This window comes from Haliscomenobacter sp. (assembly GCF_965225875.1).
GTDB lineage: Bacteria > Bacteroidota > Bacteroidia > Chitinophagales > Saprospiraceae > Haliscomenobacter.
The window spans coordinates 1,473,607-1,497,379 of record NZ_CBDDBS010000003.1 but is presented as its reverse complement, the minus strand read 5'-3'; the positions used below and the strand labels follow the sequence as shown (position 1 = coordinate 1,497,379).

26 protein-coding genes and 1 tRNA gene are annotated in these 23,773 nt (G+C 45.0%); 9 read left to right on the top strand and 18 right to left on the bottom strand.

Going from position 1 to position 23,773, the window contains the following annotated elements:
* Positions 1–405 precede the first annotated feature (405 nt).
* Positions 406–996 (top strand): toxin-antitoxin system YwqK family antitoxin, encoded by a 591-nt coding sequence (locus ACO08K_RS26325; protein ID WP_421799474.1) that lies wholly within the window; start codon positions 406–408, stop codon positions 994–996.
* Positions 997–1,063: 67 nt separating this feature from the next.
* On the opposite strand, the gene ACO08K_RS26320 is transcribed toward ACO08K_RS26325, so the two are convergent.
* The gene (locus ACO08K_RS26320) at positions 1,064–1,801 is read right to left on the bottom strand and encodes a PAS domain-containing protein (protein ID WP_421799473.1); all 738 of its coding nucleotides are present in this window, start codon (positions 1,799–1,801) and stop codon (positions 1,064–1,066) included.
* An 82-nt stretch (positions 1,802–1,883) separates the two neighbouring features.
* On the opposite strand from ACO08K_RS26320, the gene ACO08K_RS26315 reads away from it, so the two are divergent.
* Positions 1,884–4,145 (top strand): hypothetical protein, encoded by a 2,262-nt coding sequence (locus tag ACO08K_RS26315; RefSeq protein WP_421799472.1) that lies wholly within the window; start codon positions 1,884–1,886, stop codon positions 4,143–4,145.
* On the opposite strand, the gene ACO08K_RS26310 is transcribed toward ACO08K_RS26315, so the two are convergent.
* The 13 genes from ACO08K_RS26310 to ACO08K_RS26250 all read right to left on the bottom strand — a co-directional run bounded on the left by ACO08K_RS26310 (position 4,146) and on the right by ACO08K_RS26250 (position 14,418).
* The gene (locus ACO08K_RS26310) at positions 4,146–5,384 is read right to left on the bottom strand and encodes an N-acetylmuramoyl-L-alanine amidase family protein (protein WP_421799471.1); all 1,239 of its coding nucleotides are present in this window, start codon (positions 5,382–5,384) and stop codon (positions 4,146–4,148) included.
* 138 nt (positions 5,385–5,522) lie between these two features.
* Positions 5,523–5,726 carry a hypothetical protein gene (locus ACO08K_RS26305; RefSeq protein WP_421799470.1) on the bottom strand — a complete coding sequence of 68 codons (204 nt, stop codon included), beginning with the start codon at positions 5,724–5,726 and terminating at the stop codon, positions 5,523–5,525.
* Positions 5,727–5,869: 143 nt separating this feature from the next.
* Positions 5,870–6,169, bottom strand: a complete 300-nt coding sequence (locus ACO08K_RS26300; protein ID WP_421799469.1) for a helix-turn-helix domain-containing protein — start codon at positions 6,167–6,169, stop codon at positions 5,870–5,872.
* Positions 6,166–6,663, bottom strand: coding sequence for a hypothetical protein (locus ACO08K_RS26295; RefSeq protein WP_421799468.1), 498 nt, complete (start codon positions 6,661–6,663; stop codon positions 6,166–6,168). The genes ACO08K_RS26300 and ACO08K_RS26295 overlap by 4 nt, the downstream gene beginning before the upstream one ends.
* The gene (locus tag ACO08K_RS26290; RefSeq protein ID WP_421799467.1) at positions 6,660–8,495 is read right to left on the bottom strand and encodes a hypothetical protein; all 1,836 of its coding nucleotides are present in this window, start codon (positions 8,493–8,495) and stop codon (positions 6,660–6,662) included. Before ACO08K_RS26290 ends, ACO08K_RS26295 begins: the two co-directional genes overlap by 4 nt.
* 324 nt (positions 8,496–8,819) lie before the next feature.
* Positions 8,820–9,140 (bottom strand): hypothetical protein, encoded by a 321-nt coding sequence (locus ACO08K_RS26285; RefSeq protein WP_421799465.1) that lies wholly within the window; start codon positions 9,138–9,140, stop codon positions 8,820–8,822.
* A 49-nt stretch (positions 9,141–9,189) separates the two neighbouring features.
* A complete protein-coding gene (locus ACO08K_RS26280; protein ID WP_421799464.1) occupies positions 9,190–9,963 on the bottom strand; it encodes a hypothetical protein in 774 nt (257 codons plus the stop codon).
* Positions 9,964–10,152: 189 nt separating this feature from the next.
* Entirely contained in the window at positions 10,153–10,488 is a 336-nt protein-coding gene (locus tag ACO08K_RS26275) for a hypothetical protein (protein ID WP_421799463.1), read from the bottom strand.
* Between the two features lie 6 nt (positions 10,489–10,494).
* Positions 10,495–10,686: a hypothetical protein gene (locus tag ACO08K_RS26270; RefSeq protein WP_421799462.1), complete on the bottom strand. Its 192-nt coding sequence runs from the start codon at positions 10,684–10,686 to the stop codon at positions 10,495–10,497.
* 7 nt (positions 10,687–10,693) lie between these two features.
* Positions 10,694–10,930: a hypothetical protein gene (locus ACO08K_RS26265; RefSeq protein ID WP_421799461.1), complete on the bottom strand. Its 237-nt coding sequence runs from the start codon at positions 10,928–10,930 to the stop codon at positions 10,694–10,696.
* A 210-nt stretch (positions 10,931–11,140) separates the two neighbouring features.
* Positions 11,141–12,511, bottom strand: coding sequence for a hypothetical protein (locus ACO08K_RS26260; RefSeq protein ID WP_421799460.1), 1,371 nt, complete (start codon positions 12,509–12,511; stop codon positions 11,141–11,143).
* 103 nt (positions 12,512–12,614) lie between these two features.
* The gene (locus ACO08K_RS26255) at positions 12,615–12,854 is read right to left on the bottom strand and encodes a hypothetical protein (protein ID WP_421799459.1); all 240 of its coding nucleotides are present in this window, start codon (positions 12,852–12,854) and stop codon (positions 12,615–12,617) included.
* Between the two features lie 283 nt (positions 12,855–13,137).
* Positions 13,138–14,418 carry a tyrosine-type recombinase/integrase gene (locus ACO08K_RS26250; protein WP_421799458.1) on the bottom strand — a complete coding sequence of 427 codons (1,281 nt, stop codon included), beginning with the start codon at positions 14,416–14,418 and terminating at the stop codon, positions 13,138–13,140.
* Between the two features lie 212 nt (positions 14,419–14,630).
* On the opposite strand from ACO08K_RS26250, the gene ACO08K_RS26245 reads away from it, so the two are divergent.
* The 7 genes from ACO08K_RS26245 to ACO08K_RS26215 all read left to right on the top strand — a co-directional run bounded on the left by ACO08K_RS26245 (position 14,631) and on the right by ACO08K_RS26215 (position 19,914).
* On the top strand, positions 14,631–15,296 hold the full coding sequence (locus ACO08K_RS26245; RefSeq protein WP_421799457.1) for a heme exporter protein CcmB: 666 nt from the start codon (positions 14,631–14,633) through the stop codon (positions 15,294–15,296).
* 10 nt (positions 15,297–15,306) lie between these two features.
* A complete protein-coding gene (locus ACO08K_RS26240; protein WP_421799456.1) occupies positions 15,307–16,362 on the top strand; it encodes a cytochrome c biogenesis protein in 1,056 nt (351 codons plus the stop codon).
* Between the two features lie 50 nt (positions 16,363–16,412).
* Positions 16,413–16,631, top strand: coding sequence for a CcmD family protein (locus tag ACO08K_RS26235; RefSeq protein WP_421799455.1), 219 nt, complete (start codon positions 16,413–16,415; stop codon positions 16,629–16,631).
* Entirely contained in the window at positions 16,624–18,045 is a 1,422-nt protein-coding gene (locus ACO08K_RS26230; protein ID WP_421799454.1) for a Glu/Leu/Phe/Val family dehydrogenase, read from the top strand. Before ACO08K_RS26235 ends, ACO08K_RS26230 begins: the two co-directional genes overlap by 8 nt.
* A gap of 271 nt (positions 18,046–18,316) precedes the next feature.
* Entirely contained in the window at positions 18,317–18,790 is a 474-nt protein-coding gene (locus ACO08K_RS26225; RefSeq protein WP_148270552.1) for an Lrp/AsnC family transcriptional regulator, read from the top strand.
* Positions 18,791–18,911: 121 nt separating this feature from the next.
* On the top strand, positions 18,912–19,718 hold the full coding sequence (locus ACO08K_RS26220; protein ID WP_421799453.1) for a TraB/GumN family protein: 807 nt from the start codon (positions 18,912–18,914) through the stop codon (positions 19,716–19,718).
* Between the two features lie 111 nt (positions 19,719–19,829).
* A tRNA-Ser gene (locus ACO08K_RS26215) sits at positions 19,830–19,914 on the top strand.
* A gap of 53 nt (positions 19,915–19,967) precedes the next feature.
* On the opposite strand, the gene ACO08K_RS26210 is transcribed toward ACO08K_RS26215, so the two are convergent.
* The 4 genes from ACO08K_RS26210 to ACO08K_RS26195 all read right to left on the bottom strand — a co-directional run bounded on the left by ACO08K_RS26210 (position 19,968) and on the right by ACO08K_RS26195 (position 23,703).
* Positions 19,968–20,900, bottom strand: a complete 933-nt coding sequence (locus ACO08K_RS26210; protein ID WP_421799452.1) for a hypothetical protein — start codon at positions 20,898–20,900, stop codon at positions 19,968–19,970.
* 17 nt (positions 20,901–20,917) lie between these two features.
* Complete coding sequence (locus ACO08K_RS26205; protein WP_421799451.1) at positions 20,918–21,484, bottom strand: Uma2 family endonuclease; 567 nt, start codon at positions 21,482–21,484, stop codon at positions 20,918–20,920.
* A 56-nt stretch (positions 21,485–21,540) separates the two neighbouring features.
* Positions 21,541–22,461, bottom strand: a complete 921-nt coding sequence (locus ACO08K_RS26200) for a sugar phosphate isomerase/epimerase family protein (protein ID WP_421799450.1) — start codon at positions 22,459–22,461, stop codon at positions 21,541–21,543.
* A 93-nt stretch (positions 22,462–22,554) separates the two neighbouring features.
* Positions 22,555–23,703, bottom strand: a complete 1,149-nt coding sequence (locus ACO08K_RS26195; protein ID WP_421799449.1) for a Gfo/Idh/MocA family protein — start codon at positions 23,701–23,703, stop codon at positions 22,555–22,557.
* Between the last annotated feature and the right edge of the window lie 70 nt (positions 23,704–23,773).

Genomic DNA, 23,773 nt, shown 5'->3' with positions numbered 1-23,773 from the left:
GTTCAACGTTCAGTAATTAGCACATACTGTCGCAATATCTGTTTTGCAATAAATCCCATCAGGTGTGGAAAATACACTCCCTGATTGAGGGGGGTAGAACGCTGAAACCTATGTATCCCGAATGGTAGGGAGGGAGGTTTCGATTTGACATGAGCAAAAAAAAAATCAATCAACGCCTAGCAATGTTCTGCAAAAATATTGAACCTAGCGAAACTAGAGTAATCTAGAGCCGAAAAAATTTTTATTTTTTTAGTTTGTGGTTACTTGTTTTTGCAAATAATTGATTTTTAAGATCTTAAAATATGCCAATTGATTCAGTTCGACAAGTTCAGATGTCCACACCTAAATTCTTTGTTCCCAATTTGCCCTAAAATAGATTTCTTTGCTCGACGAAATTGAAAAAAAATGAAAGCTTATCCTGCCTTTTTGTGTTTAATGATATTGGTAACAGCCTGTAATTCTGGAGCTGATACACAGCAAAATTTGCCGTCAACCAATGGTGATGCCATTAAAAAGGACGCTTTGTTTGAGATGGAAAAGATCCCTGGGACAGGTAATCAAATAGCTGTCAAAAAGGATGCTTCAGGTAACATATTAGAAGAAGGGATTACTGACTCCAAAGGACTTAAAAATGGGACTTGGGTGATTTACCAAGGAGAAGGAGGGTACCCAGAAAAAATTGCAAGCTATATAGATGGCAAATACAATGGCCCTTACGTTGAATTTGATGGATTTGGGCAAATTTCACTCAGCGCAAGCTACAAAAACAATCAGCTGCACGGGAAAGTAGCAAAATTTACAAATGGGAATTTGGCTCAAGAATCTACCTACAAAAATGGTGTTTTAGATGGAGTTTACAAAGAGTACAGCCGAAGTGGGGGGATTCAAAAAGAGATCAACTACAAAGAAGGTAAACTGGATGGCCCCTTTCGGTATTACGATGAAAACGGAAAAATAAACCTGGAGTACAATTATAAGAATGGCAAACAGCAATAAGGCAACAGGTTGAAGGCCTAAAATTGCCTTAGTAGTGGGGCAAAATGAAACACTTATTTTTTTGCCCCTAACGATTGATACGTACAAAATCTTTAGGAGTATATCCGGTTACTTCTTTAAAGACTTTATAAAAGGTCGATTTATTTTTAAAACCACATTGTAGGGCAATTCCATACAATGTAAGGTTGCTGAAGGAGTCTTTGACAATCTTATGCTTGGCCTCCTTAACCCGGTATAAATTGATGAATTGCTGGAAATTGATGCCAGCCTGATGGTTGACCACCTGCGACAAATATTTGGTGTTTGTGTTCAGCAAATCCGCAACCGTTTTAAGGCTGAGTTCGGGGTTCAGGTACAATTTATCTGTTTCCAATAGCTGTTTAAGTTGATCGTACAATTTTATTTCATCGATGCTCCGCAGGCTACTGGAGCGGTATTTTTCACTTAAATTCATCAAAGGAATGTGGTGTTCATCTACCACAAGGTTGCCATCTACTTCAAACGCAATAAAGTTGGTAAGTTCCTGATTGCGATCGAATATGGGATGGATAACCAGTTTACAAAGGTAGGGCTCACCATTTTTTCGATAATTGGTCAATTGGTCACGGAATGGTATTCGTTGCTGAATAGCTTTCCTGATCCGTTCGATGACTTCCGGTTCTGTTTTAGGCCCTTGGAGCATTTTGCCAGGTATACGCCCAATAGCTTCACCAAGGCTATATCCTGTGATAGCGGTAAAATCATCATTAATCCAGATGATCCGTTGTTGAGGATCCGTCAAAATCACCGCGATGTTAGGTATCATTTTTTGATTCAATCTTGGTTTAATACTATATTTGGTCCAAAAGTAAAACAATGTTGCAGCAAGTTGTAAAATCTATTGCAAAATGATGCTAAGATCAAGCACAATTGAATTGAATCCCAAACAGGCCCAGGCGTGGAGAATAATACTCGGTCAAAACCAGGTTGAAATTAAAGGATGGACCACCCCTGAACGATTACATTTTATTGAGCAACTTATCTTGAGTGCATTGATTCATGGAGAAAAATGTTTAATGCTCTTTAATGAGGCTGAGCTGGCGACAACCCTGAGGGGCAAACTGGAAGAACACCAGGTGGCCGATTTTTGTGCCTTGCACCAAAACGCCACCAGACTGACTAAAAATTTACTTCGCAGTATCAATGCGCAAAATTCTTTAAAGCAGAAATCACCTAAAAAAACGAAAGCAAGCGATTTTGAGCTCAACCTGGATAAGTTGGAAAGATGCCGTGGGCGTTTGAATAAAATGTATCAGGCTGTGCGCAAACCAGTTTTTGGTAACCTGAGCTGGCCCGCACTGCTCGGTTTATATTGGAGCAACGAGGCTCAACCTGGAAAGGCACTACTGAATATTTCCATGATTCAGGACGCTTATGATTTTAACTATAAGGAATACCAACAGCTCCTTCTTCTGACACAGGAAGCCCAATCTTTGTACCAGTTGGTGCGAAGACTGGACCATCCTTTACAGCAATTACACCCTCAAATTTTTCTAAAAAAAGACGGAAAGACAGCACAAAGTTTTTGCCAGGAAAAATTGCGCGCTTATCAGGCGAGGTTCAACACCCTGTCACAGAAATACAAGCAGCGCATTGAGGAGTATGGCCGGTTGCTGCGCCAGTATTTTGAGCAATATACCCAGGAGTTTTTGCTGGAAACAGATCAATTACTGGACCAAATCAAGGACAATACAAGCAAATATGGGGCACCTTTTTTGAATGCAAAACTGGGCAAAATCAAATGGTATGGATCCCTTTCTGCTCAGGGAAAATCGGCGATAGGCAGCTACAAACAATTGATCCAAAATTACGGATCCCTGAAAAAGAAATTTGAAGGCTTGGGCTGGTTCTCTTTTGCTTGGCCTGCCCTGGAAAAAATAAGGTCTATTGCGCCAGTAAAATTGGCGCTGGAATCCTTTGAAAACACTTTAAAAAATAGCCACCTTGAACTTGGCCAATTTGTTCAGGAAGAACAATTGCGCCTGAATGCAAAATCAGTATTGCCAGCTTTGGTGCCAAAAATTCAAATCGCTGAACTTGAAGAAGAAATGGATGAATTGTTGGCCGAGCTCAACACAGCCGAGCTGCTGAGCCTAAGGTTGGACAACAAAATGCTGACCTTAAACAAACGGAAACAATACCTGGACCAGGTGCAGCAAAAATTGGCTTCTTTACAACAAAACATGCCAGATTTTGCCCCTTTTTACGATTGGCAACGCTTTTGGTTACAACGCTCGGTATTGGAACAAAACTTACTAAAAGCCCTGGCGGAAAACAGCCAAGACCCATGGCCGCTTTCCTTTCAAAATTGGTACATGCACCAAATATTGCTCCAAACAAAAAGTATCGAAGCGCCTTTAAGTGTCCCACCGCTAAAAGAATACCATCAATTGTCGTCCCAATTCAAGGCGCAGTTGCCTGAGCAGATAAATGACCTCTGGTTACAACGGAAGTTAGCTGTACAAAAAAACTTCAAGGGGTTTAAAGTCCAAATTGAAAATGAGACTGAACCACTGACACAACCTGAGCTTGAAACATACACTGAATTATTCCCAATACTTTGCTTGGGTACCGAACCTGAGCCAGGAACAATACCTCAGTCAACTACGGCCATTTTTGATTGGGTACTTGTCTGGGAAAATCAGGAAGACAGCCAAAACGATCTGAAAAAATACGCGAGTCTGGCAAAGCGAGTAATCGTATTCCGCGCTCCTCAAAAGACTGACCTGAATCAAGGTGAAGAAACTTTAGCCCCAGCGCCTGAAAAGGCCATGGATTTGTTCTGGTCCAAATTTCAAGAAGGTATTCATCCTTATTTTGGAATGGATCGGCCAAAACAAGCTGTGGTACTTGATAATGGCTTGACTTTGCCCCTGGCTTTGCAAAAAAAGCAAGCAATGGAGCAAGAAATTGCCTTTCTGGGTGATGGATTTTTGAGCCAAATTGATGCAACTGATTATGCTTGGGAATGGCAACAACAAGATCAACTAAGGCAAAAAACTTGGGAACTAATACCGGTTTGGTCAGCAGCATGTTGGCAAAATCTGACCGGTGAGTGCCGAAAAATTGCTGCACAAATTATCGGTTTGGAAAAGCAAAAAAACAAGTAGTTATTGCCCCGCCAAACCTTCAAACAGCCATTTGGCCAGAGCTTCCCGGTTGCTTTCCAGCACAATTCGCTGCTGATCGAGCGAATGTTGAATGTTGCCTAGTTCTAGATAAATACCAACTGGCTTACACTCACGGAGCATGTGTAGATTCCGGGTGCTCACTGAGCCTTGATAGCGGCCATTTTTGCGATAAATCTGGTACTTACTTTTAATTGATTGATGCAAATTCAGTGCTAGTTTTCTACTGGTTTCGCTGGTGGATTGATAATACAAAAACAAGTCAACTTGTTTCTTTCCCCTGGAATCGACGTGGATACTAATGGTAAATTGTTGGGTTATACCAGCTTTTCGATTTTGCTCGTACAATTGATTGATGATGTTGGAGCGTTGATGCAAACGATCGGCGTGCCCGGTTTTAATGCGCTGTCCGCCCCATACTTCTTCATCCTTGTCACATTTGAGAATGGTTCCCCCCCGAATGCCATCATTAGGGTCGCGGGTGATCATATAGGTGGTTGCGCCGTGCTCGATGAGTTTGCGGCAGAGGCGCAATGATACATCGTAGGCGTATTCGTCCTCGCAAAGGTCGTAACCGCCATAACGACCAATGGCTCCAGGGTCGATCCCACCGTGACCAGCATCGATGTAATAAATCCTGCCTTGAAGACGGCTGCTCAACTGCGGGGTATAAGCAAAGGTTTCTCCAAAAATGGGAAACTTGCGTTTACCCGGATTGCTCAACTTTTGAAATTCCGGGTCAACCCGTTCATTCTCCGACATGGGTGCTTTACCGGCTTGATTGGTAGTTACCGTTGTTTTAGACTCAGTTGCTGCACAATTATTCAGCGTGTGATAGGGCACCCAGAGTATTTTATCCGCTTTAAAAGCTTTGTTCTTCAGCCCTTTGCTAACCATTAAAGTATTGTAGATTTCAATGCCCTTGGCCACATCGTAATTGCTGATCCCCAAAGAACTGCGGATGGATTTGCCATCAAAAGCACTGATTTGAATGGGGAGGAGGTATTTTTTGCCCTTGATCAAGCTATTTTTTAATGTAACCTTATTGAGTTCACAAAATTTGTCGAGGTTGCAGCGGTATTTGTCCAATTCATACCTGCGCAGAATGGAAAGTATGCCGTCACCAGCTTGCGGAACAACAGTAAGGTATTCTGGTGCAACGAAAGGTTTAGCGGCAGGCGTCAATAAGTAAGAAAGCAGGATGAATAAAAAAAAAGGCATCCTTTCGATTTTTCGTGATGAAAAGAAGCTTACAAATGTATAACTTATTTCCTTATTACCAAAGCTGCCTTTTCAATGCGCTGTTTTTCAGGCTTTTAAATTTAGGCCTAATGTCGCCGCGCTTAAATGCGTGTACTTTCACTTTTGAAAGTCGGTTTTTTCTTCATTTTTGAGCTTTTCGATTGCCAGGCGCATCACTTCAATGATGGGTAGCCCTAGCTTTTCGGAAAGTTCCTGAAGCTCTTTGTGTGAATCCGCGTCGATTCTTACATGATTGTATTCGCGACGTGAACCGCGCTCTGAGTATTGACGCTTCATGTTCTTTTGTTCCTTGTTGTTCACAACATTACGGGTTTTGATTGATGTATACAACCCCAAATTAGTGTGAATCCGCAAGTGTGACAACTTATTTATGAAGCGGTATTTTTTAAATGGTGAGTGGTCAAAAAAATAGGGTTGCCCGTTTCCAGACAACCCCAATCAGCCTATTTTCTTGATCGTTCCAGGATCGTATACTTTTCCTTCAACTCCTCAATTTCCTTTCTCGAAATTCGCCTATCACCTCTATCCGTTCCCGGCAAGAAAGCCAGTGATAAAAAACCCATATCAATCAGCTTTTGAACGTGCTTTGAATCACAACCAAGTAGCTTAGCAGCTTGACCAACTTTTAGCCATACATCATCCTCCGCACCTTTGCTTTTTGCGTTCAATGCATCTTGCAACGCTTTTTTGAGTGGCTCGACTTGTTCCGAAATGATAGCCCGCATCGTATCTTCAAAGCTCATTGGAAATACTTTTGAACGTTGGTGTAATAAGTAGTTGACCGCCAATTAATACGGGAAAGCTCAGCCTTAGTCAGGTTGCGCATTTTTTGACAGTCGGATAAATCGAAATAGCATTTGTTACGGTCGAACGTCACACGATCATGTGCTTTGTGAAACTGCAACGCATAAATGCACTGCTCAAATGGATCAACAAAGACAATGGTAAGTTTGAGCACTTTAATCACTTCGCGGTATGTCCAATAATCAGCCGCATCAATTCCGGTGCGTTCGTACGAATGGCAGCGTGGATAAGTTTTTACCTCCACTGAGATTACATCAAAACCATCCTCTTTTGGGCGCATTGCGACAATATCCACAGCAGCAGCAATACCTGCCATGTGCGGGAATACATGCCAGCCTTGAGCATGTAAATGGGCCTCTATTATCAGCTCCCCAGCGTCGCCCTTTTTAGTCGTTGGTAGCTCGTTGAATTTGGTTCGTTTTGCCGTTCTCATACGTACACGTTTTGGAGATCGGTCAATGAGGTTGCCAGATTTGCAATGTCAAGCATAGAGTTAACCCCCCGGCCTTTCCTCCAGGCTTCACGTTCAAATTGAGGTTGCCAGAAATAATTTTTCATGGCAACGTAGCTTTGCAAATCGTTTCCTTCCATCAGTAAACCTGCCACCTTCGCATAATTCAGGGCTTTTTCAGGCTCGCTTTCAGTACACAATGCAGCGGATAAAGCGAGTTGTTTTATCATTATTTTGGCCGTTCGGTCAGTCTTTGGTTTTTGTTTAGCCCTTATTCGTTGGTAGTTGTTCGTTTGCACCTGGCTAAAATCCACCACCCGGATTCGTTCGGCCCTTTGTAAGCGTTTTTGGCGTTGTGAAGCGTTTTTGGCATTGCGGATAACGTCAGCATGCACCCATTCGAAAAAGCCGTTTGTTGCCACTTGTGATAAGCCCAACAGGCGTTTTTTGTCAAAAAGTTGATCCCATGAAAACCCGTCAACTGTTTTTAGGAAATCGGTTCTTAATTCGTATTCCAGCCGCCAAATATTGCCCGCGCTTTGGTTGACCTGGTTCACTTTCCAATAATCCAAGATGTAGGATTTATGCTTTGATTTTTCTGCTATTTCACGGCTTTTGTTATAGCACCTGATCAGCCGCCCGGACTGTCTGGAACCATAGGAAAAACCCGTAATTTCTCGTTTTGCATCCTTTAGGGAAAAATGGGCAGAGTGTAAAGATTTTTGCCGCAATGGCGTGATGTGACATTCTCCAACATTGTGGGCAAAATCTGCGAATTGGTGACCATCCAGGGCAATGTCAGCACGAAGCACCCCCAGCACTTTAGAGCCTATGCATTTCACGAAATTTTGAATTAAATAATGCAATGTGAGGTTGGCCCAATCATCGTAAAAAGCAGCATTTTCAATCTGAAACTTTGCCGTTTTTGCAAGGTTTTCAAAGATTGAATCAAAGTGTATTGTCCCAAGTTTTGTATTACCATAATAAACCACTGCACCCGTACGGTAGGTTTTTCCGCCAAAGGGTAAAAGCTCCAGGTTGTACACCTCAGTTCCTTTGCCAAACCTGCATATTCCCTTACTGCTGAATGCCTCCAGGGAAAGAAATCCAGAATCTAATTTGAGTTCAAGCCAATCAAGGGTAATAAGCGTTTTTTGTGGAGTTGTCCAGTTTTCCCCCGTTTTACCTATTGGGGGAAATTTAGCGAGCAGTGGTTTTGCAATGCCCTGGCTGATCATAGTAGGTTGGTGATCGATGGGAACCGGATCAGGGGAAGGAGTGGTCCTGGTGGCCTTGCTGTCGTGGTTATCGTTGGCCATGGCCATGGATTGGACCAATGCACATGGTGATTGGTTTGTAATGCCCTGGCTGATCATAGTAGGTTGGTGATCGATGGTAACCGGATCAGGGGAAGGAGTGGCCCTGGTGGCCTTGTTGTCGTGGTTATCGTTGGCCATGGCCATGGATTGGACCAATGCACATGGTGATTGGTTTGTAATGCCCTGGCTGATCATGGTAGGTTGGTGATCGATGGGAACCGGATCAGGGGAAGGAGGGGTCCTGGTGGCCTTGTTGTCGTGGTTATCGTTGGCCATGGCCATGGATTGGACCAATGCACATGGTGATTGGTTTGCAACGCCCTGGCTGAGCTGTGAGGCGCCGTCCGGGTTTAGGTCGAGGTGAACCGGATCGGGCAAAGGAGTGTACCCGGTGGTTGGGCTGTTCTGACCACTATTTGGGCAAAAATCACCCAAAACAATGTCATTACAGGCCGAAACATTTGCTTTTTCAAGCCTTTCGCCTATATTTGTCATGTTCAAAACAGATTTAGCCCGCGAGGGCTTTTTTTGTTTTTGAAAAGTCGATTTCGCCGGGTTTACAAAGCCCGGCTTTTTTGTTTTTGAAAAGTCGATTTCGCCAACCTTAGCAGCCAAAAAGAGGCCCACCAAAGCGACATAGGGTATTTTTCAAGGTGAATCTGTGATCTGCGATTATACACGCCAAAGCACGAAATTCGAGTTCAAAAAGTGGGGGGATATTTGCCCCGATCCCCCCCAGCGGGTTCGCATCTACACGAGTTCACCCGGTGGTCGTGAATACCCCTAAACAGTTCCACCGGGTAGCCCATTTGCGAGTTATCATTGAGGGCTTACCCTGTTCTTTCCTTTAACCAATGCTTCAACCTCTGTGCGTAGCAACTTCCCCCCCCGCCCTTTAAATTCACACGTAAGCACTCCTTGACGACAATAGCGGCTTATTACTCCCAGAGGCACCGCTAATGCTTTTGCGGCCTCTTTTTTAGTCATTAGTTCGCCCGCCTGGTGGTATACTTTCAGTTCATTCAAATCGGATAGATAGCGCATAAAGCAATATCTTAATCTATCCTCTATCAATTGTTCCAATTCCCGCCGAGTCATGGTTAAAATAGGTTCCATTGCTTTTGTTTTTTCAAAGTTCATTAATCGGGTTCGTATTAAAAAGGGATTCCCGTTTGTCCCGTTTTCCTGTTTACAAGTCTAGTTTGGGAAATCTCCTTATTGCTCTGCCCACATCAGGAGATTCTTTTTTATCACCCCATAGGTTTTTCCCTATACTAGTTCCAAATTGTGCTGCTATGATTTCACAGGCTTTTTTATCAGTACAATTGACTGATTTTAATGTTTTTACGTGCATCCAGAAGGCTACAATGAAATATTTTTCTTTGTCATTTTTTACAAATAACCCTTGCTCATTTGTGATTTTAGCTTTTTGGGCTAACTCTATTACATAACTGCTGTGGGCACCAAATAAAGCTTCAAAATTTATCTCCTTTTTGATGCTTAACTGCAATTGTTGCTGCTTTTCTGGTATTAACTTATCCAAGTATTCTATAATTCTCCTGACTTTTTGGTGAGCTGCGATTTTGTTTATTTTGAAAAGAAAATTCAACTCCATTTCCCCCGCTTTCCAGTCCCTTACATCACACTCCAGGTAAAACCTAACTTGCTCTTTGGTACCTGAATAAGGATGTATAGGTTTTATTCTGTCATCCCAAAACGTTTGCCACTTATCGTATTGTTCCATTAATTTTTCCATAGCTCTTTGGGGCGAATGGTGCTTTAGCCTTCCATTCAAATCAACCAAAAATTGATCAAACCACCTTTGCGTCATCACCTCAGCATGCCCTAGAATTTCCTCTACAATCTCCGATGTTTTCCGGCTCTTGTCTGTATTGAAGGTGCTAGTGGAAAACATCTTCAATGCTTCTTCTGTCCACCCCACAGAGTCTTTGTTATCTTCCATCCTTTGTGATTTTCGCGTTAAATGGGGTTTAAAATACAAATTTTTAGCCCTTTAAAAAGGCAACTTTGTAGTTATGGCAAGGGTTAAGCAGGGTTACCCCCCCCACCCCCTTTTTTTCGGGTGGGTGAAAAGAGGGGCAGCGGCGATGCGCCCGCCGCCGCCCTAGAGATTTACCCCTCCCCCCCCTTTTCATTGTACCTCCATCACCAACCGGGAAGGTAGACTCATCACCTCAGATTTGGGGTAATAATTACGCCTATCACATGCCCTCTGCTGTGTAATCAATCCCCGCTTTGCATAGGTGCGAAGGGTATCAACGTCCTTGATGTTCAATATCTTCATTGCTGTTTGAGCATCCAGCCAATCAGGTAGGGCACATGCGTCATTGTACTTTTTTTCAAGTACCTCGACTGCTTTTGTGAGCCTTTTCACCTCTTTATTCAGGTGCTCCATATCTTCCCGCGTTTTCAATTGAGCATCCAAAAAACGCCTAAGTTCCTGCACCAAAAGTTCTGAACTATCCATGGTTTATTACTTTGAAGTGGTCAATTCTACACGTGCGTTGTCTTCTGATTTTCCATCAAAGCATTGAATGCTTTTTAAGTCTTCAACGCTTTTCCGGATCAAATCCAACTGATTTTGCATTGTCTCGAGTTGTGATTGAATCCATAGTTCACGATCGATCATTGAAGAAATTATGGTATCATTTAGCATTGGTTCCATGGCCCAATTAGTTTTTAATGGGTGAATGTTCTGGTTTGTCGTAAAAGCCAGCATCCTGTTTCAGCCTTTCGACATCCATTTTTAAAATATCCATATCACATTGCAGGTCGGTCACTTTCGAGTCGTCATCACTGTTGGCTTTGATTTCTTGTACTGATTGTTCAAGTTTGCGTAAACGTTGACCAATGTTTTGAACAAGTTGATCCAGTGCTTTCAAATGTTCGGTTACTTGTGCTAAGTCCATTGTTTCGATTTAATTGATAAATAAAAAAATCCACCCATTCCAGGTTATTGGCTTCCGCTTGCAATGTTCGGATTGTTGTCTTTCGCCCGGCTCGTTCATTGGCCAAACGTTGCTGTACAAACCGGGCATGCCTCTTTTTGTACATCTTCAATCGTTGGCGCAATTGCCAGTCATTTAGGCCAATTTCGTGTGCTATAAAGGGTATCGGGTTTAATGTTTCCCGGTTCCACTTCCATTGAGTGAATACCCATTCAAGCCCCCCGGCGTTTGTTGACCATTCTTGCGCCGGGTCGATCCGTTTCCCGGCGTTCCGTTTTGGGTTGGTGGTGGCGTTCCTGTATTGGTTCCTGGTTGGTTTGGCGGTGGAGCTGGAGTAGGTACAGAACCGCCCGGTGCCCGATGTGGAACGGTAATGTTTTTGTAGGCATCGGGGAGCTGTTCAAAATTTACATTGAAAACAGGTTGCTGCATGTTGTCCAGACTGTACAGCTCATTGGGTGAAAGGGGAAGGGGTGGTGGTGGGGTGCTTTCTTCGATACGGCGGATCCGCTCACGAATGAATTGGTTCCAGCGACAACCCAGCGCGTGAAAAAGTTCGCCCAAAATGCTGCCGGAAAAATCGTATTGAGTTGGCACCACCTTTGCTTCGATGCCTGATCCCTTTTTGTGGATTTCATCCACTGCAACGGAAACTATCAATATCAGGTGGCAAATGATTGTAAACCAACTTAGCCCGCCTTTATAGCGGTTGGTGGTGGCTTCATTGAGTTGCGCGGTTTTGTCATTGGCCACACTTACTTTGAGCCTGGCTTGCTCCAGGTCATTCGATGCTTTTTCGATTGCAGTCGTTTTCCGATCAGCGGCGGTGCCTAGCTCTTTGCCTTTATCCGCTTCCAATGTGGCCAATTTTGTGGCTCGTTCAGCCTCCAGGGTGGCCACACGTTCACGTGCATTACCTTTGGCGGTGGCGAAGGACTGCCCGCGCCGTTCCTTTGCTTCAATGCCCTTTATTTGGCCATTGGCCTGGCTAAGTTGGGCAGCGTATTGGGCTTTGATCGCTTCAATTTGGACGCTGTACCGTTGGTCTATTTCGGTACTGTCAGCCCGGTAGGCACCAACAGCGTTTTTTTGTGCATGGCTGTACACTCGTTCAGCTTTAGTGCTGTTTTCCTGCTTTGGTTTGGGTTTGACTTTCTCCACAATATCCCGGCTACCGTGAAAGCTCATTAAGGTACCCGCACTAAGCAGTACAGCACAGGCAGCCCAAACGATGATTGTAAGTGGCAAGTCAAGCCCGGCAAAGCGACGGTGGAGTATTGCACGAATGCTGAAAGGCAAAAGCACCCGCAATCCGGTTTCAATGATGGCCACGCCAATGAGGGCCCCGATCAGAGCCCCTCCAGTAGCAAGTTTGGGAACGAAAAATACTAAGCTGGAATGAATGGCGGTGAACAAAACCCCCAATTCGGTGAGGGCTGAAACAACCTGGGCCAAATAGCCCGATACCTTGAGCGCGGGAATCAATCGGGCATAACGGTTAAAAAAGTCGCTGTCTTTGGGCAGCGTTAGAAAGGATTTCATAATTTTGATTAGATTTTCGTTAGAAAATTGCCCTTGCTTGGTGCCTGCTATTGCTCAAGTGAGGGCTTTTTGTTTCTACCTTCCAGGGTTCAGTCATGCCCCTTTAGGCTGCTTGCGGCGCTTCTTTTGCTTTTCCGGTTCGGTACAGCTCAGCACATGGAATACCATTCTTGATTGAGCAGTGAAAGACAAATTCACCCGCCTTTGGTCGGTAGTCGCTCCGAACAATCAGACAGTTCACCCCATCGGTAACCACAAACTTTTCGTACCCATTAATGATGTTTTTGGGCGCAATGGCTTCAAAGTGATCTTTGGCCACTTGAGCAAATTGTAGTGCATTCATTGAATTGAATTTATTGGTTTGAAAATTGATGCTGTTTAATGTCGCTTAGTGCGTCCTGGGCTTCGCAGAGTAAGTCCAGGAATTGCCCGAAAAGCGGGTCGTTGTGCATCTTGAGCCATATGTAAGCCGCGTGTATCTGCTCACAACATCCGGTTAAGTTGACTGGACATTGCGCGTGTATGCCTATGCGTACTTTTGCCCTCAGTAGCTCCAGCGATTCGGCAAAGCTTTCATCAAAAATTGATAGTGGTGAATCAGTCATGGTTTTTGCCTTTGTGGGTTGTTAGATTGCTTTGGATAACAGCAGTTCCCGCGCCACTAGGGCTTCACTTTCGGCTGCCTGTTGATGTTCCTCGTTGGTCAACCCGATATAGGTTTTTAACTGGTTTACGCTTTTGTGGCCGGTGAAAAGGGCAATAGAGGCAAGCGACATTTTGCCGCGATGCCATACGGTTGCAAATGTCCGTCGCGCCGTGTGGCTGCTAATGACCTGCCATTTTTCGCAATAGGTCAAATTTGCATCATCACCAACGGTTGAGATAACTTCCACCTGTTCAGTGATGCCAGCGCGCCGACAAAGGAATTTTATCCGCTCGTTTAGAATTGCATCCGGTTGTTTCCCCTCAATCAGTGGTGAAGTATTGCCGTAACGCTCCAGGATTTCTCCCAATGTTTTAGGAACCAGCCCCGCCCATAGGTTGAGCGGTATAGCGGTTTTGACTTTGGTTTTTTGTTGAAGGAAGTGTACTCGACCGTCTTTGACCTGGTTGGGCTTAATGGTGGAAAAGTCGGAGAATCGTTGGCCGCACATGATGCCGATCAAGAACAAATCTTTAATTCTGGTATCAAGATCAGAAAGCCCGGTAAGCCCTGCCAGGCGGTTTATTTCCTCAACCGATAAAGTGATGGGAGTATGACGGGTTTCTGCGTTCTTGGTATTCGACCACCCCCCAATTTTGTTTACTTCGTTGGTGTGATGGGTTGGCCGTGAAGCATTGAGAAAGTGAGAGACGCTAAATAGTATTGCTTCAATGTACGATGCTTTCAGTTTTTGCCCAACGCAATAATTATAGAACCGTTGACGCCAAAACCAGTCTATTGAATCAAATCGAACGTCATTCCCTTTTAACTTGTCCCATTCAATTAGTCCCCATCTTGGGTAGGAGGTGCCCAAAGTGAAGTTCACCAAGATGGTGCCCGCGCTTTTCAAAGCAGCTCGTGGGTTCACCTCGCAGTAGCTCCGAACAAATGCCAATAGGTAAGGGGTTTTTTCTTCACTCTGAACTTTGCCCGTAACGCGATCCATCATGGCTTTGAACTCAGTTTGTGAAAGGTGCCCAGCATCCATGAGGGCTTTTTCTGCCTTTTCTTCCAATTGGTTCAACGCCACCCGGATGTGGGCCAATTGACCGGCCTTGGGTCGGTTGCGCTTGACATCCCATAGGGTGGGGGATATGCTCAACCCGGTTGAGTATCGGAGGTTTTTCCCGAAATGCCGCGCAACTAAAAAGATGCTGGTTTTTTCAAGCGCGTTTTTGTCCCTTAAATTGAAATGCACTCGCATGTGATCGAATTTTACCCCAAAATGGGGTGATGTTTTGGCAAATCACATTTAAGCGCGGTGTAGGTTAAAACCATTCATAGTTATACCTAGATGCAACGTTTGGCTTTGGAAAAACATCTAAGGTAATTGAGGAAAAAGCCGGATAAGTAGGAATAAACATTTATTCACTATAATCTATAACTTATTTCCCACACGTTCCTAAATTTGCTGCTATGAACTTTTTTACTCAAATCGGCATCTTACTCCGCAAGGAACTTGTCTTAGAACTAAGAATGGGGTATGCCATCAGTGGCATCCTGTTGTATGTACTGTCTACCGTATTCATTGTGTATGCAGCTTTTTTTCAGGGCGTCAATAGCCCCATGTTGTGGGTCACTTTATTCTGGATCATCATGCTGTTTGCTTCGGTCAATGCCATCGTCAAAAGTTTTGTACAGGAAAACGGTGCGCGGCAATTGTATTACTACGGATTGCTGGATCCCCTCGCAGTGATCGTTTCCAAAATGATTTACAACATTTCCCTCTTGTTTTTCCTGAGCTTGTTGACTTGGGCAGCCTTGGCTTTCATCGTTGGCAACAAAGTGGAAGAATTTTCGGCATTCCTGCTGGCCCTCTTTTTAGGTAGTGCAGGTTTTTCGATATTGTTTACCTTCGTGGCGGCCATTTCTTCTAAAGCAGACAATAACTCAACACTCCTGGCCATTTTAAGCTTTCCTCTGGTCATCCCAATTTTGATGACTTTGATCAAACTTTCAGTTGGGGCTACCGGGATGTTGGAAGACACCGGAGTTGGTAAAGACATTGGCATTTTAGTGGCAATCGACTTGGTATTGGCTGGACTAACCCTGGTTTTATACCCTTTTTTGTGGAGAGACTAAAAAAACAACTATGATACGTCAGAGCTGGTGGAAAATATTGGCAGTAATCATATTGCTGTATACCTTTTTGGCAGGCCTTTTGATACCGCTCAAGCCGGGCATTGCTGAAGTTACACCAAGGGCATTGCAGGCAGGAACCGAGGTGGAATTGACCGTAACGGGTTACAATTCTTACTATTCCAAGGCTAAAAATGAACTGCGCGCCTGGTTGAAACTGAGGGGCGATGTGGTATTGAAAGCGGCGCGAATTGAAGTGGTTAATGACCGCACCATGAAGTTACATTTCAATCTGCCGCAGTACTTACCATCGGAATCCAAGGACGATGCCTGCAGTTTGATTCTGGATAGCCCGATTGATGGGGCCATTGTGCTGCCTGAAGGAATTGCCCTTACCCAAGACTCGGTGAATCTTTTGGAAGGAAAAAAACTTTGGTCCGTAGATAAAATGGATCAGCTCAACGCTGGCCCCAAACTGACTTTTCCTTACCGCTCAGTTTTGTACGAAACCATTCGCAACCAGTATTTTCATGTCCCACTTTGGTTCGCCATGATTTTTCTGTTTATGTTCTCGGTCAATTTTAGCGTTCGTTATTTGCGCAAATACGACCCGGATGCAGATCAACGTACCCTGGCACTGAATCGGGCAGGATTTGTTTTTGGGCTTTTAGGCACCGTAACTGGAGCCATTTGGGCCAAGTACACCTGGGGGGCTTTTTGGAGTTGGGATGTCAAACAAAACATGACCGCGGTTGCCCTACTGATTTATTCCGCCTATTTTATTTTACGCGGTGCTTTTCAAGACGAAGAGAAGAAAGCCCGCTTGTCGGCGGTATACAATATATTTGCTTTCGCAGCACTCATTCCACTCATTTTTGTCATTCCCCGGATGACCGACAGTTTGCACCCTGGTAACGGTGGCAACCCTGCTTTTGGTGGGGAGGACCTGGACAATACGATGCGGATGGTGTTTTACCCGGCAGGCATTGGTTGGACTTTGCTGGGCTTCTGGATCGCTTCGGTGGCTTACCGAGTTGAAAAGTTACAGCAGAAACTATTGGATGCTTAAACTTCGTTTACCATAAATCTTTCTTTTCTTCAAAATAAATCTAATGTATCATGATCTGGAATCGCCTTTCACTTGTTTGTGTAATGACGCTACTTTTTCAGCAAATGGCCTTTGCTCAACAAGCGAGTGGCGATTTTTTGCGTAGCATAGGCCATATATATGTGGTAGTAGCTGTCATCCTGATCATCTTTTTGGGTATTGTCCTTTTTCTATTATACTTGGACCGTAAGCTAACCAAATTGGAAAACCAAATTAAAGACAATGAGTAAAAAAGGCGGATTCTACGAAAGTGTAGAATACTACTTCGACCGGGCGGCACCACACACCGGACTGCCACAGGGACTGCTAGACCAGATCAAAGTTTGTAACTCGGTTTACCGGATGAACTTTCCGGTAAAACTGCGCGACGAAGTGAAAGTGATCGAAGCCTATCGGGTACAACACAGCCACCACCGCACGCCCACCAAGGGTGGCATTCGTTTTAGTAACCACGTCAACCAAGAAGAGGTGATGGCCCTCGCTTCTTTGATGTCTTACAAATGTGCCATTGTTGATGTACCTTTTGGCGGAGCCAAAGGAGGGGTGAAAATCAATCCCTGGGAATACACCCCCGAGGAATTGGAAAAAATCACCCGCCGTTACACCGCTGAACTGATTAAGCGCAACATGATTGGGCCATCGGTGGATGTACCAGCACCAGATTACGGAACGGGCTCCCGTGAAATGGCTTGGATTTACGACACTTATCGCGCATTTAAGGGTGAAGAAATCGACGCAGCCGGTTGTGTGACTGGCAAGCCTGTCACTCAAAATGGAGTGCGTGGACGTGAGGAAGCAACCGGGCGTGGCGTTTTTTATGGTATTCGCGAGGCGTGCAGCGTAGCCGAGGACATGAAAAAAATAGGCCTGAGCCCGGGAACCAAAGGCAAAACCTTTGTACTCCAAGGTTTAGGTAACGTAGGAACTTTTTCTGGCACCATTTGCCAGGACGAAGGTGGAATGATTTTGGTTGGGGTAGGAGAGGTGGAAGGTGCCATTTACAATCCAGATGGCATCGATGTTCACGAATTGCTCAAATACCGCAAATACAATGGGTCAATCCTGAATTACCCAGGTGCCCAAACTTTTGACAAAGCCCAACGTGAACTGGCACTGGAATTCGAGTGTGACGTGTTGATCCCCGCTGCTTTGGAAAGTGTAATTACCAGTGGAAACGCTAGTAAAATCAAGGCTAAAATCATCGCTGAAGCAGCCAATGGCCCCGTAGCGGCTGATGCAGAAGAAGTGCTGCTGGCGGCGAAAAAACTGATCATTCCCGATTTTTACCTCAACGCAGGTGGGGTAACGGTTTCCTATTTTGAGTGGTTAAAAAACCTGTCGCACATGCGTTTTGGTCGCATGGACAAACGTTTTAACCAGGGCAGAATGATGGACATGGTCAATCTGGTAGAACGGATGACTGGCCGCGACGTGACAACCGAGGAAATGAAAGTAATCGCCCGTGGGGCCGATGAAATTGACCTGGTGCGTTCTGGTTTGGAAGAAACCATGATTACAGCTTATCACCAAATCCGCGAAGTGATGGTTTCACACCCCAAAATTAACGATTTGCGAACCGCTGCCATGGTTAATGCGATCAACAAAATCAGCAATGACTACATGTCTTTAGGCATTTGGCCATAAGTGGAGTAAAAGCCCAGGCCATGCAACTAGATTTGTGTGGTCTGGGCTCTAAAAACCAAAATTATATTTTTAGAAAAAAGCTATGTTTTTGGGAATTGAGCTCATATAGTGATGTTATATTATCTCATTCGGAATTTTGTAGTGCTAGGTTGCAGGAAATTGAAATTTTTTAAAATAAAATTAGGTATTATTTGATTGCACAGTTGTAAAATTATGTTTATGTCCCTATCTTGCATGCTAATTCATATCGTTCAGTTAACTTACCGTACCCATGTCGGAAAAATTGGATAAAATTGACCTGAAAATTCTGAGAATACTTCAGGATAATTCAAAGATCACCAACCTTGATCTTTCTAAAAAAATTGGCCTTTCACCTGCTCCTACACTCGAACGAGTCAAGAAACTAGAATCTAGTGAAATCATCGAAAGCTACCACGCCAAAGTAAATCCTCAAACCATTGGCCTGAATGTAAAAACTTTCGTTTTGGTTTCCCTGGCCTGGCAGAAAGAAAACGCCCTCAACAACTTTTTGGATAAAATCAAACAGATCGAGGAAATTGTAGAATGCTACATTATCACCGGTGAGGCCGACTTCCTGATCAAAATTGTTTGTCGTGATATTCCCACTTACGAACAACTCTTGTTCAAAACCCTTTCGCAAATTGAAGAGATTGAACGCTTAAAAACGTTGATGACCCTTTCTACGGTAAAAGATTCAAAGGTTTTACCCTACAAATACGATTAAAAGCCTTTTCCCTTTTGTATCTTAGCCGCTGAACAAATGATTTAGTTTGTTCAGCGGCTTTACATATTAGGAGGAACTCATCTTTTGCCTAACCCGGAGCGGCACGAGATCACATCATGTTATGAAGAAAAAAAAGCGGACTTTATTGTGGCAATTGGAAAAGGAAGATGGTGGCCAGACTTCTTATTTGTTGGGCACGATTCATGCCAAGTGTGACGAAGCTTTTTTTCAAATCAACGATTATTGTGCCTTGATTGAAAAGGCTCAGGTGTTTGCGGCTGAAATCAATCTTGACGAAATGGGCTCCTCCGATTTTGTACAACACGCGCTTCTGCCGGATTACCGCACCCTTTCCAGTATTTTACCACCCAAGAAGTACGCCAAACTGCGCAACATCATCCGTAAGGCCTGTGGTCAGGACATTGGGTTGTTCGATCGTTTTTTACCCATCTTACTGGTGAATCTTGTACACGACAACCTCCTGCCAGCCGACCAGCCATACTCCCTCGATCGTTACCTCTGGGATTATGCCATCCGCATGAACAAAGTAACGACCGGCCTGGAAACCGTAGAACAACAGGCACTGGTCTTGCACAAAATCCCTTTGGAAGATCAGATTAAGGACTTATTGTACCTGGGAAAGCACATTGGCAAGGAGCGCCGCGAGTTGTTCAAAATGGTGGATATTTACGCGAGTGGAGATTATCAGGCGCTGTTTAAAGCAGCCAAAAAACATGTGGGTGGCGCCAGGAAAGTTTTGCTTTACGACCGAAACATCTTTATGGTAGCTCGTTTGCTGGAGCTTATTGAGTCCAACTCAGTTTTCTGCGCAGTTGGTGCGGCCCATTTGGGTGGCCAAAATGGCATGCTGCGCTTGTTGAAAAAAGCAGGCATCAAACCTCAACCCCTGGAGTGGAAGGAACCATAATCGAAAGAAATGGGTTAGAAAAAATATTTTTTAGGCGAAGATTTCCTTTTTTCACAAAGGCATCTATCTTTGCACTCGCTTCGCCGAAAAGGTGTAGCAAATCTGCCCTACGGAGGAGTGGCAGAGCGGTTGATTGCAGCAGTCTTGAAAACTGCCGTACTGAGAGGTACCGGGGGTTCGAATCCCTCCTCCTCCGCAAAATTAGGCAAGTTACTGGTAATCAGTTTCTTGCCTTTTTTTATTTTTCATTTATCCCAACACCGCATCTTTACCCATCAAATACACATCCTTATCTCGCGCATCCACCGATGCGGCCAAACTGGCCCACTGCCCATTCATCGCACTAAATGCGTGAATTTTGTCTTGCCCAGGCTGGATAACCATAGCCACATTGCCAGATACAAAAAATTGGTCACCTTCACTCGGGTTTACTGCAACCTCCAGTGTGCTCCAGGCACCTGTAATGGCACTAAAGGCCCGGATTTTATTCTGAAAGGGTTGCATGATCAAGGCTACATTGGCTCCAATTCGATAGGCGTCGCCATGGCGAGGGTCTACACTCACATTGAGGTGGGCCCAGGTGCCAGTGGCTGCACTATAAGCCCGGATGTGGTTTTGGCCAGGTTGCACGACCAAGGCAATGTTGGTATCTATCAGATAGGTTTCACCCCGATTCGAGTCAATAGCTGCATTGACTACTTCCCAGGTGCCTGTAAACGCACTGTATGCACAAAGCCGATCCCGCATCGGTTGAATCACCAGCGCCAAATTTTGTTCAATCAATTCAACATCACCCTCGTTGTTGTTGACCTCTATGTTGATGGTGGACCAGACTCCTGAAAAAGAGCTGTAAGCGTGGATGCGGTTGCGACTGGGTTGGACGGCCAAGGCTACATTGCCACGCACGGCGTAGTGGTCCCCCTCGCGGTTGTTGACGGGCACTTCAAGATTGGCCCAGGTAGCCAGGATACCACTGAATGCACGCAGGTGATTCTGCCCGGGTTGTACGACCAGTGCTACATTGGTATCTACCATATAACGGTCATCTTCATCGATGTTGATGACTACCTCCTGGCTGACCCAGGCTCCTTTTTCGGCACTGAAAGCACGCAATTGATTTTGCCCGGGTTGAACCACCAGGGCGACTCTGGAAAGATAAAAAGTGGGATTAATTTCTGACATAATATATCCTCAATTCCTCATTTGGGAAGAATTTGATCAAACTTGAGCGTAGGCACCAGTGTACCTTCCAACAAATCACCAACCTGATAAACTTTGGTCTGGGAATAAGTGGCTTCCACTGGCAAAGTGTACACTTCGAGTTGCTTGGCCTTCAAATTAACGATCCAGACTTCTGGGATATTGGCTTGAGCATAAAGTGGAAGTTTGAACTCCCGATCCTTTTCCAGCGTGGAATCAGCCACCTCAACCAGGAAGGCCACTTCTTTTGGTACAGGGTGCTTGTCGAAGTAGAAATCATCGCGCCAAAGTAGAACGGCTAAATCCGGTTCAGGCTCAGAGTATTTTCCTAATTGAATGGGATTTTGATTGGCAATGATGTGGGTCTTACCCAATAATTTTTCTAATATTTTCTGCAAACGATTGATTGTCCCACTGTGGGGGCTATTGATAGGGCTCATTTCTACAATTTCACCATCCAATAATTCAACACGGGCATCGATAGGCAAAAGCCCATATTCTCCCAACTGATGATACGCCTCAGTGGAAAATTTGAACCGTTGAATGTTGGTCGATGCTGCCGCCATGCCTTGTTTATTTATTGCAAGTTAATGCTTAGCGCCCAAACTTGCAAGGCGTTGGATTAGGCCAAAAACTGCCGCAAATAATTCCTTGCCGTCAAAATCGCGCTGTTGACATCCTCGTCGGAACCTTCGTAAGCCTTGTCTTCTACTTCAATACACACCGGTCCGCGATAGCGAACATCGGTCAGCGCCGCAAAAAACTTGCGCCAATCAACATCGCCCAAGCCGGGCAATTTTGGGGAGTGGTATTCCAGCGGATTGGCCATAATGCCTACTCGATTCAACTTGTGTGGATAAACCTTGGCGTCCTTGAGGTGGATATGGTGGAGACGATCTTTGTAGTCGTAAATGGGCTTGATGGGGTCCATCATTTGCCAAACCAGGTGTGAAGGATCGTAGTTGAGCCCAAGAGCTGGGCTTGGAATGAGTTCGAACATTCTGTCCCACACTGCAGGGCTAATCGCCAGGTTTTTGCCGCCCGGCCATTCGTCGTTGGTAAAAAACATGGGACAATTTTCGATACCGATTTTTACCCCATTAGCCTCTGCGGTTTGAATGAGTTCCGGCCACACTTCCGCGTATTTGCTCAGGTTGTCTGCAATGTTGCGCGATTGATCCCGGCCAATAAAGGTATTGACTACAGGAATACCTAGCGCTGCCGCAGCCTTAATCACCTTTTGAATGTGCGCCCGGAAAAACGCTCCCTGCGCCTCATTGGCATCCAATGGATTGGGATAATAGCCCAATCCGGAAATGTATACCCCTGTTTTTTGCTGAACAGCTTTAATGTGCTGGATGGCCGCAGCATCCAATGCATCCACATCAATGTGACTAACCCCGGCATAACGCCGAGCGTCGCTGTTGTCCTTGGGCCAACACATGATTTCTACACAACGGAAACCATTGGCGGCGGCATAGGCCATCACATCTTCAAAACTGTGATCGGCGAGAATGGCGGATACAAAACCGAGATCTAACATAATTTTGGAATGACGAATAATGGAATGACGAGTGACGAATAAAACCAGAGCTTCCCGGTATTCGTCATTCGTCATTCGAAAAATTCGTAATTATTAAACTGTAACCCAAGCCTGCTTCTTATTACTTTCCACAATTCTTTCGCAGATCAGCAGCTCGCGCAAACCATCGGCGAAGGTAGGGAAGGTAGGATTGGCAGGTTGTTTGCCTTCAGCAACGGCCTGGTATACTTCTTTGAACAATTGTTTAGAGGTATCCGGGAAACCTTCGTTGTGGCCGCCTGGGAAAGAAACCACACTTCTGGCCTCGCCGTGGAACAAGGATGGGTCGCGCATCAGTTGGCCGTTGAAGCCATCACGGTTACCAATCCAGAGATTGTTCGGAGATTCGGAGCACCAGTGGAAGGTAGAAACCGAGCCGGAAATTTCCAGGTCGATCCGGTTTTTACGACCAGCTGACACCTGACTTACGGTAATCACCCCACGGTTGCCATTGTCAAAGCGTACCAGTACGTTGGCATGGTCTTCGGTGGTAATGGGCACGTCCTTGTAATCTTCGGCGGTCAACATTTTGCCGGAATAAGTTTCCACTGGTTTTAATGGCTTCTTACGGAATTTGTGAACCGTATTGAAATCCGCCATAACGGCTGCAATTTTCACCCCGGTGATGTACTCCAACAAGTCCATGATGTGCGAGCCAATGTCGGCAATGGCCCGGCTTTCGCCCGATTGTTCAGGCTCCAGGCGCCAGTTGTAATCGGTATCTTTGAACAACCAGTCTTGCAGGTAAGTCCCAATCACGGAATAAATATCACCCAATTCTCCTTTTTCGCGCATCACTTTCATTTGACGAACGATAGGGTAGTAGCGGATGTTGAAGTGAACGGCATTGACTAAACCGGTTTTGGCTGCCAGTGCCACCAGCTCTTCGGCTTCGGCGATGGTGGTAGCCAATGGTTTTTCACACACCACGTGTTTGCCCGCCAGCAAGGCCGCTTTGGCCTGGTGGTAGTGCATGGCATTGGGGGTGCAAATGTGTACAACCTGCACTTCTGGATCGGCGATCACTTCTTCAAATGATCCGTAAGCCTTGGCAATACCGAGTTCCTGGGTCTTTTGGCGACTGCTTTCCAAATCAAAATGCAAGGCTCCAATGACATCTACCGTGGGTACGCGCCGCAGCGCTTCTACGTGGGCTGGGCCAATGAAACCTAGCCCTACTACCGCAGCTTTAATTTTTTGCATGAGTTGTTTATGTTTATTCAGGTGCTAAAAGTACGCTAGAATCCAAGTTTTTAAATAAAATTTGGAAAAA